This window comes from Mycoplana sp. ABR4_002 (assembly GCF_056159645.1).
This window is the reverse complement of record NZ_JBSWVO010000001.1, coordinates 3585057-3602500: the sequence shown is the minus strand read 5'-3', so window position 1 is coordinate 3602500 and position 17444 is coordinate 3585057. Positions and strand designations below refer to the sequence as shown.

The following is a 17444-nucleotide window of genomic DNA, read 5'->3' as shown; positions in this document are numbered from 1 at the left end:
CACCGTCTTACTGATCCTAACCAAACTCCGAATACCGGGGAGTACTAGTCGGCAGACACACGGCGGGTGCTAACGTCCGTCGTGAAGAGGGCAACAACCCTGACCTCCAGCTAAGGTCCCCAAGTCATGGCTAAGTGGGAAAGGATGTGAGGATCCCAAAACAACCAGGATGTTGGCTTAGAAGCAGCCATCATTTAAAGAAAGCGTAACAGCTCACTGGTCTAAATAAGGGTCTTTGCGCCGAAAATGTAACGGGGCTAAAGCCATGCACCGAAGCTGAGGATGTGCAGCAATGCACGTGGTAGCGGAGCGTTCCGTAAGCCTGCGAAGGGATACCCGTGAGGGGTCCTGGAGGTATCGGAAGTGCGAATGTTGACATGAGTAACGATAAAGCGGGTGAGAGACCCGCTCGCCGAAAGACCAAGGGTTCCTGCTTAAAGTTAATCTGAGCAGGGTTAGCCGGCCCCTAAGACGAGGCGGACACGCGTAGTCGATGGGAACCACGTTAATATTCGTGGGCCTGGTGGTAGTGACGGATTGCACAAGTCGTTCAGCCTTATTGGATTGGCTGGGCGGCGGAGCGGTTCCAGGAAATAGCTCCACCATTATAGACCGTACCCGAAACCGACACAGGTGGTCAGGTAGAGTATACCAAGGCGCTTGAGAGAACTGCGTTGAAGGAACTCGGCAAATTGCACGCGTAACTTCGGAAGAAGCGTGACCCCTTTTTACGCAAGTGGAGAGGGGTGGCACAGACCAGGGGGTAGCGACTGTTTATCAAAAACACAGGGCTCTGCGAAGTCGCAAGACGACGTATAGGGTCTGACGCCTGCCCGGTGCTGGAAGGTTAAGAGGAGAGGTGCAAGCTTTGAATCGAAGCCCCAGTAAACGGCGGCCGTAACTATAACGGTCCTAAGGTAGCGAAATTCCTTGTCGGGTAAGTTCCGACCTGCACGAATGGCGTAACGACTTCCCCGCTGTCTCCAACGCAGACTCAGTGAAATTGAATTCCCCGTGAAGATGCGGGGTTCCTGCGGTCAGACGGAAAGACCCCGTGCACCTTTACTATAGCTTTACACTGGCATTCGTGTCGGCATGTGTAGGATAGGTGGTAGGCTTTGAAGCAGGGACGCCAGTTTCTGTGGAGCCATCCTTGAAATACCACCCTTATCGTCATGGATGTCTAACCGCGGCCCGTCATCCGGGTCCGGGACAGTGTATGGTGGGTAGTTTGACTGGGGCGGTCGCCTCCGAAAGAGTAACGGAGGCGCGCGATGGTGGGCTCAGAGCGGTCGGAAATCGCTCGTCGAGTGCAATGGCATAAGCCCGCCTGACTGCGAGACTGACAAGTCGAGCAGAGACGAAAGTCGGTCATAGTGATCCGGTGGTCCCGCGTGGAAGGGCCATCGCTCAACGGATAAAAGGTACGCCGGGGATAACAGGCTGATGACCCCCAAGAGTCCATATCGACGGGGTTGTTTGGCACCTCGATGTCGGCTCATCGCATCCTGGGGCTGGAGCAGGTCCCAAGGGTTTGGCTGTTCGCCAATTAAAGCGGTACGTGAGCTGGGTTCAGAACGTCGTGAGACAGTTCGGTCCCTATCTGCCGTGGGTGTAGGAATATTGACAGGATCTGTCCCTAGTACGAGAGGACCGGGATGGACATATCTCTGGTGGACCTGTTGTCCTGCCAAGGGCATAGCAGGGTAGCTATATATGGAAGGGATAACCGCTGAAGGCATCTAAGCGGGAAACCCACCTGAAAACGAGTATTCCCTATCAGAGCCGTGGAAGACGACCACGTTGATAGGCCGGGTGTGGAAGCGCAGCAATGTGTGAAGCTTACCGGTACTAATCGCTCGATCGGCTTGATCGTTCTCATTGACAATGCCCATCCCCGGATGGCGACGTGTTCAAGACAAACGAGGTGAAAACCTCACCAGCTTCTCAATCAATTTGCCCTTAGCCGACCTGGTGGTTCTGGCGGGGTGGCTGCACCCGTTCCCATTCCGAACACGGCCGTGAAACGCCCCAGCGCCAATGGTACTTCGTCTTAAGACGCGGGAGAGTAGGTCGCTGCCAGGTCTGCTAAAGGCAAATCAACAATCTTCTCGACACGCAAGGGCCCAAAGCCCGACACCTGGAACAGGCCGCACGCACAGCCCAGAGCCGGTCCGGAACAACAATAACGCGGGGTGGAGCAGCCCGGTAGCTCGTCAGGCTCATAACCTGAAGGCCGCAGGTTCAAATCCTGCCCCCGCAACCAACGAGACTTGAATACTTGCCCATTCAAGTCGCTTCTCAGAAAGCTCCTCCGCGTAAGCGTCGAGGAGCTTTTTTTGTTTCTGCTCCGTCTCGAGGTCGCCCGTGCGCAGCTTCTCCAGACAATCGTGCCGCTTGAGCGCCTCGAACTGCTTCTCCAGGATCGTCGCCGCTGCCATCGCAGCCAGGATCGAGCCGATCCGGCCGTGCACTTCGAACGACGCCGGCTGGTGACCCGGGGTCCTGCCGATCACCACCTTCTGGATGAACTGGCACGATGTTGATGAACGGCTGTTTCGCTTCCGTGTCGGCGTGCTCGCGCAGATAATAGAAGGCGGAGTTGATGACCAGTTCGACAGCTTCCGGACTGACCTTCGCCTTGAGCTTCCTGATCCTCTCCCCGAAATCTTCCTCGGCCGGCGCCTGCTTCAGACGAATGCTGACCGTCCGCTGCTAGCACGCCCAACACGACAATCGGACACCGATCTTCGTGCTGCCCCGAAAGCTAACCCCTAATGGACGATCTGGCGCAGGAACTCCCTGGTGCGCTCGTTCGACGGCGAACCAAAGAAGAGCTCGGGAACATTGCTCTCGACGACCGCACCCCGATCCATGAAGACGACCCGATCCGCGACCCGGCGCGCGAAGCCCATCTCGTGCGTCACGACGATCATCGTCATGCCGTCCTCCGCGAGAGCGATCATCGTGTCGAGGACCTCCTTGACCATTTCAGGATCGAGCGCCGATGTCGGCTCGTCGAACAGTATGACCTTGGGCGTCATGCAGAGCGCACGGGCGATGGCGACACGCTGCTGTTGTCCACCGGAAAGCTGGCCCGGGAATTTTTTCGCCTGCTCCGGGATCTTCACCCGCTCCAACAACTGCATGCCACGCCGTTCGGCCTCCTTGCGGGACGCGCCCCGCGCCAGGATCTGTGGCAGTGTGCAATTCTCCAGAACTGTCAGATGCGGAAAAAGGTTGAAATGCTGAAAGACCATGCCGACGTCCCGTCGCACGGAGTCAATGTTCTTCAGGCTGTCGTTGAGGGTCTTCCCGTTTACGACAATCTCACCCTTCTGATGCTCCTCGAGATGGTTGACGCAACGGATCAGCGTCGACTTTCCCGATCCTGACGGGCCGCAGATGACGATCCGCTCGCCTTGCTTTACCGACAGGCTGACGTTTCGCAGCGCGTGGTAGCGGCCGTACCACTTTTCGACATTGCGGATGAGAATTGCCGGGTGCCCGCCAGGCTCCTGAAAATCTGATGACATTATCGGTAGTCCTTTGATTTCACGCGAATTTCCAACCAACGGGAGTAGTGGGAAATACCGAGGCAGATGCTGAAATAGATGAATGCGACGAAAAGGTAGCTTTCGGCGTAGGGCGCGGGCCAGACCGGGTCCATGGCCGCCGACCGCCCCGCGCTCAGCATGTCGAAAACTCCGACGATCATGACAAGGCTGGTGTTCTTGACCATTACGATCGCGGTGTTTGTCAGGGGCGGGATGACTTTCTGGATCGCCTGCGGGAGCACGATGTGCTGAATGGCCTTCCAGTGCGGGATTCCGAGCGCCTTGGCGGCTTCGACCTGACCGGCCGGGATGGCCTGTAGACCGCCGCGAATGACCTCCGCCAGGTAAGCGGCGGCAAACACCGTGAGCGCCGCCAAGGTTCGGCCGAGCTTGTCGATGTCCCAGCCGGACGGCAAAAGAAGGGGCAGCAGGATCGAGGCGACGAAAAGCAACCCGACCAGCGGCATGCCGCGCACCGTTTCGATGAGCGCAACCGACAGCAAACGCGGGACCGGGAGCGCCGAGCGCCTGCCGAGCGCGAGAAAAATGGCGAAGGGAAAGCCAAGCCCAAGGGAAAGGAGCGCCAGCAGCAGCGTCACCGGCAATCCGCCCCAGTTGGAGGTCGAGACGAATTCCAATCCGGCAAAGCCGCCCCACATCAGGGCAAGCATGACGGCAACGGCACACAGCCAGGACAGGAGGAGCTTGCGGCCCCAGAGATTTGGCGACAGCGAGGCCAGGATCATGACGAGGATCAGCTCCATCACTCCCAGTGGCCGCCATTGCTCTTCGGGCGGATACAGACCGAAGATGATGAAGCGCATCTTGGCGGCAATGAAAGCCCAGCAGGCCCCACCGGCCCGGCACGCCGCAGGATCATTCGTCGCCCATACGGCATCTGTGATCCCCCATTTGAGGGCGGGGACAAGCGACAGGACCACCGCCACGGCGCCAAGCGTCAGCAGCGCGCTGACGAAATCCCCGAATAGCAGCTTGAGCAGGGGCCTGCGCTTGACTGGCGGCGATGCCTGCCTCGGGGAGGCGTCGATCGCCTGGATTGCTTGATTGACCATTGTTGCGCTTGTCATCGTGCCACCAGTGCCACGCGGGCGTTGTACCAGTTCATGAAGAGCGAGACCGCGATGCTGATCGTCAGAAAGACGGCAAGCAGGATCGCGATGCTTTCGATCGCCTGTCCCGTCTGGTTGATCACGGTACCGACGACGAGGCCGAGTTCCGGATAGCCGACAGCCAGTGCCAGCGTGGTGTTCTTCACCGTCGACAGGTATTGCGACGTCATCGGCGGGATGATGATCCGCAAGGCCTGTGGAAGGATGATGTGAAACATCGTCTGCCGCTCGGAGAGACCAATCGCGCGGCCGGCTTCCCATTGTCCGCGCGGCACGGCCTCGATCCCGCCGCGGATGACTTCACTGATGAAGACCGACGTGTAGATGACCAGACCGAGTATGAGCGCTGCAAACTCGGGTGACAGCCTCGTGCCGCCAACGAAGTTGAAGCCCTTCAACTCGGGCGCGTGCAGGGCAGGGTCGAGCACGACGTACCCGGCAGCGGTCAGGACTGTCGAAACCGAACCGAAGGCAATCACCATTTGCATTGGCGATTTGCGTCTTAAGGCTGTCACAAGGGCAAACAGAACCAGGACGGCGACACCAATGAAATATCCGCCATAGGATCCCAGGCTGAGAGAAGGGACATACAGGCCGCGCAGCGAAAGATAGACGCCCGGAAGCGGATTGTAGGCCAGTCGCGGCGCCGGCAGGAGCGTGGTGGCCAAGGCGTACCAGAACAGCAGTTGCACGATCAGCGGCATGTTGCGGATGGCCCCGACGAATATGGCGGCCATGTTTGCAGCAAGCGGATTTGGCGCAAGCCGAACGAGGGCGATTGCCAGCCCCGCCACTGTCGAGCAAATGATTGCCACCAACGCTATTGTGGCCGTGTTGGTCAGGCCCACGACATAGGCCCATCCAAAGGTGTCCGACGGGTCATAGGGCAAGACGCTTTCCGAGATGGGAAAGTTGGCCTGGCGATCGAGGTAGTCAAATCCGACCCGAATACCGCGCTCGGCGAGGTTTGCGGCGGTATTGTTCCATAGCCAGAGGAGAAGGCTGACGAATCCCGCGAACAAAAGGATCTGGACGGCGACATTTCGGACGCGTTTGTTGTCCCAGAGGATCGAGAGCATTGCCAGCCTCCGTCCTGTCACTGGAATGCCATCGGGAACAGCAGTCCGCCGTCGTTGAACAGCTTGTTGGCACCCCTCTCGAGCTTCAGCGCGCTGCCCATGCCCAGGTTGCGTTCGAAGACTTCGCCGTAGTTGCCGAGTTGTTCGACGATGTGGTAGGCGAATTTCTCATCCAGCCCGAGAGCGGCCCCGTTGCCGGGCTCGACGCCAAGGAACCGCTTGACGCGCGGATCTTCGGACTTCGCCATTTCGGCGATGTTGGCCTGCGTGATGCCAAGTTGTTCTGCCGCAATCAAAGCCTGGATCGACCAGTTGACGATGTCCAGCCACTGGTCATCGCCGTGCCGCACGGCCGGTGTCAGGGCGTCCATGAACCGCGTTGCCGGGAAGATGACGTACTCGTCCGGATTGTCGGTCTTGGTTGCGCGAAGGGACGCAAGTGCTGCCGCATCGGTGATCAGGGCATCGCACCGGCCGGAGAAGAAGGCCTGGCTGAGGGCGGAGCTGTTTTCGAATACGACCGGCCGCAGCCCGAGATTGTGCTCGTTCGAGACGTCGTTTGCCACCACCTCGGTCGTCGAGCCGGTTTGCACGCACACCGATGCACCGGTCATGTCCTCCACCTTGGTCACGCCGAGCGATTTCGGCATCATGAAGCCGGTGAATTCGTAGTAGTTCGGGGTTGTGAAGTTCAGCCCGTTGCCATCGCGGCGCAGGGTCCAGGTGAAGGTGCGCGGCAGAACGTCGATTTCGCCGGTTTGCAGCGCCGGAACGCGTTGTTGGCCGCTGAGGGGGACGAATTCCACCTTGTCCTTGTCGTTAAAGACCGCGACCGCGACGGCCCGGCAGGTCTCCACGTCCAGCCCCCGCCAGTAGCCCTTTTCGTCGGGGGCGCCGAAGCCGACAGTGCCCTGGCTTGCGGCGCATTTGAGGGTGCCGCGAGCCTTGACCGCCTCCAGCGTCGTTTGTGCCACGGCCGGCATTGCGCCGGCCAGCAACCCAACCAAAAGAGCGGTCGTTCCCAATCTTCTCAATGCCATGATGTTCCCTTTCTTGTTGTGTGCTTGGTTTGGATGGAGCCGGCGCGGTCAGCCAGCCCGAGCGGCTTTGGCAGGGGCGACTCGGGCGGCGATGTTGGCGAAAAGCGCCTCGATATCGGCTTTGAGGTCGTCCAGATCCTCCAGTCCGACACTGATCCTCAAGACCAGATCCTCGCCGCTCCATTGGGTGGCGCTTCGGTTCAGCTTCACCGGCATGGGAGCGATAAGGCTACGCGTCCCGCCCCAGGAGGCGCCGATGGCGAAGGTCTTCAACACGTCGAGGGCTGCCGCCGCATGACGGGAGGCTTCAGGCGTCAAGACCACGCTGAACACGCCGCTGACCCCGAGAGCATCGCGCTTCCAGATCTCATGGCCAGGAAAATTCGGCAGGGACGGGAAAAGTACGCGGTCGACAAGCCGGTGGCGCTCGATCCACTTGATCAGTGTGGCCGCGCCCTCTGCGCAATGCTTGAGGCGGACGCCGAGTGTCTCCAGTCCGCGCAGGACGAGCGTTGCATCGTCGGGCGACACGCCGATGCCGAAACGACCGAGGGTCGAGCGGATCGGGGCAATCAGATCCTCAGTCCGCACCGTGATCGAGCCCATAAGCAGGTCCGAGTGCCCCGAGATGTATTTCGTCAGCGCCTCGGTGACGAAATCCGCACCCAGCGTCAGCGGCTTGTAGTTCAAGGGCGTTGCCCAGGTGTTGTCGCAGCCGACCAGGGCGCCGTGACGATGGGCGATCTCCGCAATTCTCGGAAGATCCTGGATCTCCATGGTGGTCGACCCGGGCGATTCACACCAGACGATCCTCGTGCGGTCGTCGATCTGCCGTTCGAGGTCGGTCGTGGATACCGGATCGTAATAGGCAACGTCCACGCCGAAGCGAGCGAGATCGCGATTGGCGAAGTCGCGGACCGGCGGATAGGCGTTGTCGGCGATCAGGATCTTGTCGCCCGACTTGAGGAAAGGCAGCATGGCAATGGCGTTGGCGGCCTGACCGGAGGGGACGAGGAAGGTCCGCACACCCTGTTCGAGCGCCGTCAGTTTGGCTTCCAGTGCGCGGGTCGTGGGCGTGCCGTAAAGTCCGTAGGTGTAACCGTCATGGCCACGTTGGCCGCGTGTCGCGTAGGCTTGCGCATCCTTGAAGACGATCGTCGATCCACGGTGGGTAGCGGTCGCAAGCGTCTCGAATCCCTCCATGTTGACCTTTGGGGTGACGACGCATTGGGTGAGATCTTTCATCGTGGCTTTTCCTTCGCGATCTGGCTTCCAATTTTTGATCACAACGCTAGCCATTCCGTCCAATATCAATGTAAGAGAAGTCTATTCTTTCAGGTTATAAGGTGGCCCGGTGAATATCAGGCAGATCGAGGTTTTCCATGCGGTGATGACCAATGCGACCGCATCCCGGGCGGCGGAGGTGCTGCGCATTTCGCAACCGGCGGTCAGCAAGGCAATCCAGGAGCTGGAGCGCAATATCGGCTTTGCTCTCTTCCTTCGTCAGAAGGGGCGGATGCTGCCAACGGCGGAGGGCCAGCTCTTCTTCCACGAAGTGGAAGGGTCGTTTACCGGGCTTGTGCATCTTCGCAGCGCCGCCGCCCGCATCAGGGATTTCGGATCGGGGGCCATCCGCGTTGCCAGCCTCTCGGCGCTGAGTACGAATGTGTTGCCGAAGGCTCTGCGCGGCTTCCAGGCGAGGCATCCCAATGTCGCAATTACCTTCCAGGCCCGCATGTCCGCGATCGTCAAGGACCTGGTCGCGTCCGGCCAGTTCGATGTCGGACTTGCGGCCGATGAAGTCGATGTCACGGGTGTCGATGCGCGACCCTTCGCCCGTTATCGCGTGGTGGTCGCCATCCCGGCCGGGCATCGCCTCGAAGCCGTCGAGGTGATCCGGCCCGCCGATCTCGATGGCGAGCCCTTCATTGCCCTGTCACCGGAGGACACGACGCGTCGTGCCGCGGAGGCGGTCTTTTTTCGGGAGAACATAAAGCCGAAGATGGTGCTCGAAACGCCGTTTTCGACCACCATTTGCGCCATGGTCCAGGCCGGTCTGGGGGTTGGTATGGTGAATCCAATGACGGCCGAGCCCTATCTCGGCAAAGGTCTCAGCCTGCGCCCGTTCGAACCGGCCATCTACTTCCGGACACTTCTTCTCCTGCCACCGAACCGGCTGCCGTCGCGGATCGTCTCCGACTTCATCGACGAAATTGGGAAATATTCGGTGTTCGAAGATTGATGGACCAAGCACTTTGGCTAGGGCAACTTCGCTTTTCATGAAGTTGTTTGGTGGGACGTGCCTGTCATCGACTGCTATCCAAGATATTTTCCAGCCCTTGGTCCCAGTACGGTTGATGCCCAAATCGATCGACGAGCCAGTCGATGAAAACCCGCACTTTTGGCGCCAGCTCACGGGAGCTTGGATATATCGCCCAAAGCGTCTGGGTTGAAACCAGCGGGTATTCGGGAAGGACTGGCACGAGGGCGCCAGATCGGAGTTCGTCCGATGCGCACCAAGTGGCCATCAGGGCGATGCCAAGCCCGGCTGTGGCTGCGTTGCACACGGCGCTGCCGTCATTGATGCGGAGGCTGGGCGTAACACGCCGCTCAATCAACTCTTCGTCTTTCGCTCGAAACGTCCAGAGATCAAGCGTGCCGACGACCAGGCAGGCATGTTTCGCTAAGTCGTCGGGCGTGTTCGGCCGCCCGCGTTGCTCAATATACTCGGGCGATGCAACCAGTACTCTATTGTCCGGAGCAAGCCGCCGGGCGACGAAGGAAGAGTCGCTGAGCTTGGTATAACGAACCGCAACATCAAAGGCTCCTTCGACGAGATCGACAATGCTGTCCGAGATGCGCAAATCGAGCGCCAGTTCGGGATATCGCCTGCAGAACAGGGCCAAGCCGGGCACGATATGCATCCGCGCGAACGAGGCGGGAGCCGCAACCCGCAACGTGCCGCGAGGCGCGATTTGCTCTCGCCCAAGCGCTGCTTGGGCGGATTCTGCAGCGAGCACAACTTGTTCTGCATGTGGCAGGAAGGCGAGACCGTCCTCGGTCAAGGTTGCTTGCCGCGTCGTGCGATGGAGAAGCCTGGCGCTGAGCTTTCGCTCGAGCGCCGCCAGTCTGGCGCTGGCTCCCGCTGGCGTGAGACCCAAGTCACGAGCTGCGGCGCTGATGCTCCGCAGTTGAGCGATGCGCACGAACAGGTTCAAGTCGTCCACTTCCATGGCACTGCTTTCAAGAGATCGTTGAAACTGATCCTAAAGCAGGACTGCTACTCAACGCAATCACGATAGATCAAATAGGGCATCGAAACGGCGCCGTAGCCTATGGGGCCGCCAATGAAAGGATATCGCCATGACCAAGACCATGAAGGCAGCCGTCCTCACCCGTTTCGGCGGCCCGGACGCATTCGAACTGCGCGACGTGCAAGTGCCGGCGGTAGGACCGCGCCAAGTGCGAGTGCGGGTGCATGCGACCGCCATCAACCCGCTCGATTACCAGATCCGCCGCGGCGACTACACAGACTACGTGCCGTTGCCTGCAATCATCGGCCATGACATCTCCGGCGTGATCGAGGAGCTAGGCTCAGACGTTCAAGAGTTCGCAGTCGGTGATGAGGTCTATTACACACCGAAGATCTTCGGCACTGCCGGCTCATACGCAGAGCAGCACGTTGCCGACGTCGAGCTCGTCGGCCGAAAGCCCCGGAATCTAACGCACCTTGAGGCGGCGAGCCTGACGCTCGTTGGCGGTACGGTTTGGGAGGCGTTCGTCCAGCGCGCGCAGCTAAAGGCCGGTGAAACGATCCTCATCCACGGCGGTGCGGGCGGCGTTGGCACGATCGCGGTGCAGGTAGCCAAGGCGATTGGCGCACGGGTGATCACGACTGCGCTCGCCCGCGACCACGAGTTCGTTCGCTCGCTCGGGGCCGACGAGACGATCGACTTCTCTTCGGAAGACTATGTGGAAGCAGTCGCCAGGCTGACCGGAGGGGAAGGCGTGAATGTCATTTTTGACACGATCGGCGGTGATACGCTCACGCGAAGCCCGCTCGCGCTGGCGGATGCCGGACGCGTGGTCAGCCTCGTCGATATCGGGCAGCCGCAGAACCTCATCGAGGCTTGGGGCAAGAACGCAGCCTACCATTTTGTGTTCACCCGCCAGAACCGGGGCAAGCTCGATGCCCTCACGGACTTGGTCGAGCGCGGCCTGGTCAAGCCGGTGATCGGCGCCACGCTGCCGCTTGCCCGCATGAGCGAGGCCCATGAGCTGTTGGAGAACGGCTCCGCGCGCGGCCTGCGCGGCAAGGTCGTGATCGACGTGTCGGGCGAGGCGGGTGCTTAACTTGACAACTGGAACGTCGCGCGGACGGTCGGGGCTCGCCCCGGCCGGATCCGCCTCAAGAAAGAAAGAACGATGACTGTCGCCCCATCGCCGGCCGAGAACGCCGGCCCGAACTCCTTCGGCCGCGGCTACGCGTCAATGTACGCGCCCGAGAAGTTGACGGTCGGCGTCTATTTCCCGATCGAGTCTTTCGACGGACCCGAGCCGGCAATGCGCGACCAGATTGAGCTCGCCCAGCAAGCCGAGCGTCTCGGCTTTGCGGCGCTCTGGGCGCGAGACGTGCCGCTGAACGACCCGAGCTTCGGCGATCTGGGCCAGATATACGACCCTTTCGTTTGGCTCGCGACGATCGCGGCGCACACGTCCACCATCGCGCTCGCCACGGGCGCCGTCATACTGCCGCTCCATCACCCGATCGATGTCGCCAAGGCGGCGGCGTCACTCGATCGCCTATCCGGCGGGCGTTTCGTTTTCGGCGTCGCTTCGGGCGACCGCCCGGTCGAGTACCCGGCCTATGGCCGCGAAGCAGACCTGCGTGCCGAACTGTTCCGCGACGCGTTCGACTACACGGAAGCGTTGCTCACAAAGCGGTTTCCGGTCTACGCGTCGGCGCACTATGGCCGGCTGGTGGGCGGCGGCGATCTCGTGCCCAAACCTCTTTCGCCCCGGCTGCCCACCCTCGTCACCGGCCAAAGCCAGCAATCGCTTGACTGGATCGCGCTGCGTAGCGATGGGTGGCTCACTTACCCGCGCGAAGTATTTCAGCAGGCCCAGGTCGCCTCGCGGTGGCGCGAAGCACTCGACCGCCTCGGAGCAGGATTCAAGCCGCTCGCCCAATCGCTATACATCGACCTTGCCGCAGATCCGGATACGCCGCCCAGCCCGATCCATCTAGGATATCGGATAGGCCGAAGGCGCTTGGCTATTCTGTTGGACGACCTGCGCTCCAATGGGGTCAACCATGTCGCACTGAACCTCAGGTTCAGCCGGAGACCGGTGGCCGATGTACTCGATGAGATCGGAACCGAAGTCATTCCGAATTTCAGCATCAGTGCGCCATGAGCCGCGCGGGTGCTGTCAAGAAAAGCATTGCAGTTCCTTCGACCAAACGCCTGCAGATTGACGAGTAAGACTCCATTGTCACGGACGATTCCGGTCAATTCGCGATATTTCCCTCTGCAAAACAAGGATCTAACATGAAAGCGATGACACTCAAATCTTTTGGCGGCCCGGAATCGTTCGAGCTCTCCGAAGTCCCAAAGCCCGTTCCGCAGGCGGGACAAGTCCTGGTGCGCGTCCATGCCACGTCGATCAATCCGCTGGATTACCAGGTTCGACGCGGCGACTATCGCGACTTTGTACCATTGCCGGCCATAACCGGCCATGACGTATCTGGCGTGGTCGAGGCCGTCGGTCCGGGTGCGACGATGTTCTCTCCGGGAGATGAAGTCTGGTACACACCGCAAATCTTCGACGGTCCGGGAAGTTATGCCGAATACCACGTCGCGAACGAACACATCATTGGACGGAAACCCCAAGCGCTCAGTCATCTTGAAGCAGCAAGCCTGAGCCTGGTCGGTGGAACGGCGTGGGAGGCGCTCGTCTCGCGTGCGGCTTTGAGAGTGGGAGAAAGCATTCTGATCCACGGCGGCGCGGGAGGGGTCGGTCATGTGGCTATCCAGGTTGCGAAAGCCATCGGCGCGAAGGTCTTCACGACCGTGCGGGAAGACAACTTCGAGTTCGCACGAAGTGTCGGGGCGGATGTCGTCATTGACTACAGGAAAGAAGATTATATCGACGCTGTCATGCGGGAAACAGATGGCCGCGGGGTCGACGTCGTGTTTGACACCCTTGGTGGCGACACCTTGTCCCGCAGCCCGAACGTGCTCGCTCAACTCGGTCGCGTCGTTACAATCGTCGACATCGCACAGCCACAGAACCTCATCGAAGCCTGGGGCAAGAACGCAAGTTTTCACTTCGTGTTCACAAGGCAAAACCAAGGCAAGCTTGATGAACTGAGTACATTGGTGGAGCGTGGTCAGCTGCGGCCGCACGTTGGTGCCGTCTATTCGCTCGCCGACCTTTCTCTTGCCCATGCGCTGCTCGAGACGCCGAACAATGGTGTCCGAGGAAAAATCGCGATTGCCGTCGATCCGTCGGCCGGCACCGCGCGTGTAGGTTCATAAACGCTCCCTCACTTCAAAGGTGCGACAATGATTTATGAGATCGCCGTGCTCCCCGTTCACAAGGAGCAAATAGAATCGTTCAGACAGGCGTTCGTCGATGTGCTTCCGTTGCTGAGCCGCGCAAAGGGTTACCGAGGCCATGTTCTGGCGCAAGGGATCGAAACGCCCGAGGTTTTCAACCTCATCGTACGATGGCGCTTGCTTGAGGATCACACGCCGGGTTTCGAAGCGAGCGAAGACCACGCGGTGTTCATGAGAGGGATACAGGAGTATTTTTCGGATGAACCGACGGTCTATCATCTCGAAGGCGCAGCTTTTGCCGCAAGCGAACATGATGATCTGGACGCCGCCGCAAGCATAGGCAACGCAGCTACGCCAGGAAATTTGCGGATCTAAAGCTGTTGGGTGGTTGTCAGGTCGTTCTGACAGCCACCTGATTTTTGAACGCAGATCGCGGTGGCAGTCTCGGTGGCGGAAAGGCTTCAGATGCAGATCGGGACTTTTGAAGAGATTTACCCAGGTGAGCCGCGTGTCGCGATGACACCTGACCGCGCGGTTGAACCTGGCAAGCCGGGGCGTGCATGCGTCATCGCGGCCGGGGCCGGACTTTCGGCGGGGATTTCGACCGATGCCTACCGGGCTTTTGGCGTGAGGGTAGTGGAGGTCAGCCGCTTCCATCGCGCAGTTTGAACGGGTCGTAGCCACCGAACTTTTCGAGGACGATTGCGTTCACTCGGGAACACAGGGTCGGCCGATCAAGATGGCGAGAAGCGATATCACGATCTGCTGCCTCCCTTATCGGCGCACCACGTCCTGCCACTCCGGATGGCGGTCGATCTGGGCTTTTGCGAAAGGGCAGAGCGGCATGATGACAATGCCGTCGCGGCGCGCATCCTCGATCGCCTGGCGAACCAGCCGCTCGCCAATCTTGCGGCCGCGCAGGGCTCCAGGGACTTCCGTGTGATCGATGATGATCATCCCTGCACCGGCGCGACTGTAGGTCATCTCGGCCTCAACGCCGTCGATGACGAGGCGGTAGCGTCCCTTTGACGCGCCATCCTCCCGCTCGACCTGTTCATCGCCCACCGAAGGCGCATTCCCCACCACAGCGGCGTCGGGCGCGCGCACCTGACGGGGTTGTCCGTGCGCGCACTCCAGAAGATCGCGGTCCCAATCGCCGAGATCGGCCGCCGCCTCATAAGTCGAGACAAGGAAAGCCATCAGAGCCTCATCCGGATCGGCGGCGGACTGCGCGGCTTCGTAGGGAAGAATGAACTCTGAAAGTCCCTCGTGCCAGAACGCGCTATCGGGCTGCACCGACGCGGCGCGGTAGCCTCCGGGTGCCGGATAGGCGTAGGCGTAGAAGGCCGGATAGTCGATACCGCCGCCGCCCGGCCAGAATCCGGCCGATGCGACTTCACGGTCGTAGGCCTCCTGTGCCACATCATCCGGCAATGCCGGAACGCCGCCGGGGTGGAGCGGTGCGCGCCTTCCCGAAAAGCGCGTAAGGGCCAGGTCGAAGCTGCCCCAGAACAGATGAACAGGGCTGGATTTTCCGAGAAAGGAGGTGCGGAACCGGTTGAAGACCTTGTCGACCGCCATCAAGGCCTGATGGAAGCGCTGAACGGCTTCGCGGTCATAGGGGCGGTCGCGATCATCCTCGGCGAACGGAATGGGGAACGGCACCTCGTTCGGGCGGCCGTTGAAGGTCGGGGTGCCGCCGAGTTCAGAAATCAGCTGCACGAAGCGGGCGTGAAATGTCGCGACCGTGGTCGGTCCAAGATCGAATGACACCCTGCGGCCGTTGCCGCAGGTGCCGACGACCCGGTGCTCGCGAAAGTCGAACAGGATTTCGATGCCCGGCCCATCGGGTATGGGCGATGATGCCAGGCCGTTGGGCGTGACGTAGAAGGTTGCATTCCATGAATGGTTGAGCCACGGCGTGTGCGCCAGCCGGTACTTTCCTGCGATCTGGAGGTAGAGATGCAAGGCCGAACACGTTTCACGCCAGCCGAGGTAGTCGAGGCGGGGCCACTTGTTCATTGTCGTTTCTCCAGTCTGTTTTCGTTCAATCCGGCAGAGGAATATGCTCATTCCGGTCGTTGACGGGCAGATCGAAACGCCCCTTGCCCCAGTTCGCGGCGCGCCATTCCGCCTTGGCGAGTTCGATGCGCTCTTGCGACGAGGCGACGAAGTTCCACCAGATGTAGCGCGGTCCGTTAAAAGTCGCGCCGCCGAGGATCATCAATCGCGCACCCCGCTCCCCGGCAGCCACCGTTATGCGGTCGCCCGGCCGAAACACCATCATCTGTGAAGCCTCGAATTCCTGTCCGGCAACCGAGATCGAGCCTTCGACAATGTAGATGCCGCGGTCTTCGTGGTTGTCCGGCATTGGCAGCCGACATCCCGGCTCAAGCGTCACATCGGCGTAGAACGTCTCGGAAAGCATCGTCGCGGGCGCAGTCTCGCCATAGACGTTGCCGAGAATGAGCCGAACAGAAACGCCGCGGTCCTCGATGACGGGCAGCGTCTCCTTGCCGTGATGCTCGAAGCTGGGCGCAACGTCCTCGTGGCTTTCTGGCAATGCCAGCCAGGTCTGGATACCAAACAGGCTGTTCGGGCCGCTCCGAGCTGCCGCAGATGTGCGTTCTGAATGCGTGACGCCGCGGCCAGCAACCATCCAGTTCAGCGCGCCGGGCTTGATGACCTGGTCGGCACCGGTGCTGTCGCGGTGATGGAAGTCGCCCTTGAACAGGTAGGTCACCGTGCCGAGACCGATATGCGGGTGCGGTCTGACATCGACGCCTTGCCCGGTCAGCAACTCGGCCGGCCCTGCCTGGTCGAAGAAGATGAAAGGCCCGACCATTTGCCGCTTCGGGGCCGGCAGGGCACGCCGGACCTGGAAATCGCCAAGGTCGCGGGAACGCGGGACGATAAGGGTCTCGATCGCGTCGATGCCGACCTCTTCGGGACAGCCCGGTTCGATTGATGGGTTCCAACTCATGCGTTCGTTCCTTTCCTTAGGGTTCGTCTGATCCTGCCGAATAGTCGTCGTAGCCGGCGGCCAAAACGCCCTCGGCGTCAGCAATTTCCACGAACGTCCGCAAGCCTGCGTTCCCGTCTCAAGACGCAGCGTGGCGATGGAGGTGTCAGTTGCTGTGCTCGCCCTACGGCCTGGCCGTCACGCATTCCTCCCCGAAGATCCATCGAAATTCGGTCGCACCCTTTCCGAGAAACAGAACGAACTCAAGCCTCCGCGTCGCGACAACCGCAATTGGGAGCAAGAACGGTACCAGAGGGGCACATCCTGCACCGCAATGTTCGAGAGCACTCGGTAGTTTCAAGCAGCCAATGGGCGCTTCCCTCGATATCCAGGAGATTCAGATGACTTTTCGCAACGGCTTGGACTCTCTTCTTCGCCCTGAAGATTCGGTCCTCGTTCTGATCGATCACCAACCCTACCAGCTGGCAAACGTGAACAGCCACGATCCGCATACCGTGGTCAACAATTCGGCCGCGCTGGCGAAGGCTGCGAAGGTCTTCGACGTGCCCACCATCCTAACCAGCGTTGTCGCGGATCGTGGCGGCCCTATATTCCCGCAGATCACCGACGTGTTTCCCGGCCAGGAGATCATCGACCGGACGCTGATCAATACCTGGGAGGATCCCAAGGTTGTCGATGTGGTCAAGGCGACAGGTCGCAAGCAACTGGTTCTGGCCGGCCTGTGGACCGAGGTCTGCGTCGCAATGCCGGCAATCCAGGCGGCCGGCGAAGGCTGGGACGTGACCGTCGTCACCGATGCATCCGGCGCCGTTTCGACAGAGGCGCATGAAATCGCCATCCAGCGCATGATCGCGGCCGGCGTGAACATGATCACCTGGATGGCGCTGGCGGCGGAATGGCAGCGCGACTGGGCGCGGGCAAAGACCGCCGGTGCGCTCAACGAGGTGGTCATCCAGCATGCTGCCGGCAGCGGTATCGCCTATCTGTGGGAGCAGCAGTTGCTCAACACGCCGGTGCCGAGCCCGGCGGGCTGATTTGAGTTGCGATGGCGAGGCGAGCCCCGAGGCATTGCTCGAACGGGCTTCGCCTCGTCAT

At 60.6% G+C, this 17444-nt stretch carries 16 protein-coding genes, 1 tRNA gene and 2 rRNA genes (1 of these 19 only partly in view); 11 read left to right on the top strand and 8 right to left on the bottom strand.

All coding sequences use genetic code 11. The features are described from left to right. From ACXAGF_RS17085 to ACXAGF_RS17070, 4 genes are all read left to right on the top strand, one after another. A 23S ribosomal RNA gene (locus ACXAGF_RS17085) occupies nt 1-1876 on the top strand; it begins 923 nt to the left of the window's first position. A gap of 94 nt (nt 1877-1970) precedes the next feature. Further along, nucleotides 1971-2085: ribosomal RNA gene (rrf, locus tag ACXAGF_RS17080) — 5S ribosomal RNA — on the top strand. A 104-nt stretch (nt 2086-2189) separates the two neighbouring features. Further along, nucleotides 2190-2266, top strand: a tRNA-Met gene (locus tag ACXAGF_RS17075). Between the two features lie 73 nt (nt 2267-2339). Continuing rightward, nucleotides 2340-2546, top strand: a complete 207-nt coding sequence (locus ACXAGF_RS17070) for a hypothetical protein (protein ID WP_475018571.1) — start codon at nt 2340-2342, stop codon at nt 2544-2546. Between the two features lie 228 nt (nt 2547-2774). On the opposite strand, the gene ACXAGF_RS17065 is transcribed toward ACXAGF_RS17070, so the two are convergent. The 5 genes from ACXAGF_RS17065 to ACXAGF_RS17045 are packed head-to-tail and all read right to left on the bottom strand — an operon-like array spanning nt 2775 to nt 8051. Further along, nucleotides 2775-3536, bottom strand: coding sequence for an amino acid ABC transporter ATP-binding protein (locus ACXAGF_RS17065; RefSeq protein ID WP_475018570.1), 762 nt, complete (start codon nt 3534-3536; stop codon nt 2775-2777). Further along, entirely contained in the window at nt 3536-4645 is a 1110-nt protein-coding gene (locus tag ACXAGF_RS17060; protein ID WP_475018569.1) for an amino acid ABC transporter permease, read from the bottom strand. The genes ACXAGF_RS17065 and ACXAGF_RS17060 overlap by 1 nt, the downstream gene beginning before the upstream one ends. Further along, nucleotides 4642-5766: an amino acid ABC transporter permease gene (locus ACXAGF_RS17055; RefSeq protein WP_475018568.1), complete on the bottom strand. Its 1125-nt coding sequence runs from the start codon at nt 5764-5766 to the stop codon at nt 4642-4644. The genes ACXAGF_RS17060 and ACXAGF_RS17055 overlap by 4 nt, the downstream gene beginning before the upstream one ends. Before the next feature lie 17 nt (nt 5767-5783). Further along, on the bottom strand, nt 5784-6806 hold the full coding sequence (locus tag ACXAGF_RS17050; RefSeq protein WP_475018567.1) for an amino acid ABC transporter substrate-binding protein: 1023 nt from the start codon (nt 6804-6806) through the stop codon (nt 5784-5786). A gap of 48 nt (nt 6807-6854) precedes the next feature. After that, the gene (locus ACXAGF_RS17045; RefSeq protein WP_475018566.1) at nt 6855-8051 is read right to left on the bottom strand and encodes a trans-sulfuration enzyme family protein; all 1197 of its coding nucleotides are present in this window, start codon (nt 8049-8051) and stop codon (nt 6855-6857) included. Between the two features lie 109 nt (nt 8052-8160). Here ACXAGF_RS17045 and ACXAGF_RS17040 point away from each other — a divergent pair, with 109 nt between their 5' ends. Continuing rightward, complete coding sequence (locus ACXAGF_RS17040; RefSeq protein WP_475018565.1) at nt 8161-9048, top strand: LysR substrate-binding domain-containing protein; 888 nt, start codon at nt 8161-8163, stop codon at nt 9046-9048. A gap of 64 nt (nt 9049-9112) precedes the next feature. On the opposite strand, the gene ACXAGF_RS17035 is transcribed toward ACXAGF_RS17040, so the two are convergent. Then, nucleotides 9113-10039: a LysR family transcriptional regulator gene (locus ACXAGF_RS17035; protein ID WP_475018564.1), complete on the bottom strand. Its 927-nt coding sequence runs from the start codon at nt 10037-10039 to the stop codon at nt 9113-9115. A gap of 130 nt (nt 10040-10169) precedes the next feature. On the opposite strand from ACXAGF_RS17035, the gene ACXAGF_RS17030 reads away from it, so the two are divergent. The 5 genes from ACXAGF_RS17030 to ACXAGF_RS17010 all read left to right on the top strand — a co-directional run bounded on the left by ACXAGF_RS17030 (nt 10170) and on the right by ACXAGF_RS17010 (nt 14035). After that, complete coding sequence (locus ACXAGF_RS17030; RefSeq protein ID WP_475018563.1) at nt 10170-11159, top strand: zinc-dependent alcohol dehydrogenase family protein; 990 nt, start codon at nt 10170-10172, stop codon at nt 11157-11159. 72 nt (nt 11160-11231) lie between these two features. Then, nucleotides 11232-12221 (top strand): LLM class oxidoreductase, encoded by a 990-nt coding sequence (locus tag ACXAGF_RS17025; RefSeq protein WP_475018562.1) that lies wholly within the window; start codon nt 11232-11234, stop codon nt 12219-12221. A gap of 134 nt (nt 12222-12355) precedes the next feature. Next, on the top strand, nt 12356-13345 hold the full coding sequence (locus tag ACXAGF_RS17020) for a zinc-dependent alcohol dehydrogenase family protein (RefSeq protein WP_475018561.1): 990 nt from the start codon (nt 12356-12358) through the stop codon (nt 13343-13345). A 27-nt stretch (nt 13346-13372) separates the two neighbouring features. Beyond that, nucleotides 13373-13741 carry an antibiotic biosynthesis monooxygenase family protein gene (locus ACXAGF_RS17015; protein WP_475018560.1) on the top strand — a complete coding sequence of 123 codons (369 nt, stop codon included), beginning with the start codon at nt 13373-13375 and terminating at the stop codon, nt 13739-13741. A gap of 90 nt (nt 13742-13831) precedes the next feature. Next, on the top strand, nt 13832-14035 hold the full coding sequence (locus ACXAGF_RS17010) for a hypothetical protein (RefSeq protein WP_475018559.1): 204 nt from the start codon (nt 13832-13834) through the stop codon (nt 14033-14035). A gap of 105 nt (nt 14036-14140) precedes the next feature. Here ACXAGF_RS17010 and ACXAGF_RS17005 read toward each other — a convergent pair whose 3' ends face one another. Next, the gene (locus ACXAGF_RS17005) at nt 14141-15388 is read right to left on the bottom strand and encodes a DUF5996 family protein (protein ID WP_475018558.1); all 1248 of its coding nucleotides are present in this window, start codon (nt 15386-15388) and stop codon (nt 14141-14143) included. A 25-nt stretch (nt 15389-15413) separates the two neighbouring features. After that, a complete protein-coding gene (locus ACXAGF_RS17000; protein ID WP_475019333.1) occupies nt 15414-16349 on the bottom strand; it encodes a pirin family protein in 936 nt (311 codons plus the stop codon). 380 nt (nt 16350-16729) lie between these two features. On the opposite strand from ACXAGF_RS17000, the gene ACXAGF_RS16995 reads away from it, so the two are divergent. Then, the gene (locus tag ACXAGF_RS16995; RefSeq protein WP_475018557.1) at nt 16730-17383 is read left to right on the top strand and encodes a hydrolase; all 654 of its coding nucleotides are present in this window, start codon (nt 16730-16732) and stop codon (nt 17381-17383) included. Nucleotides 17384-17444: the final 61 nt, after the last annotated feature.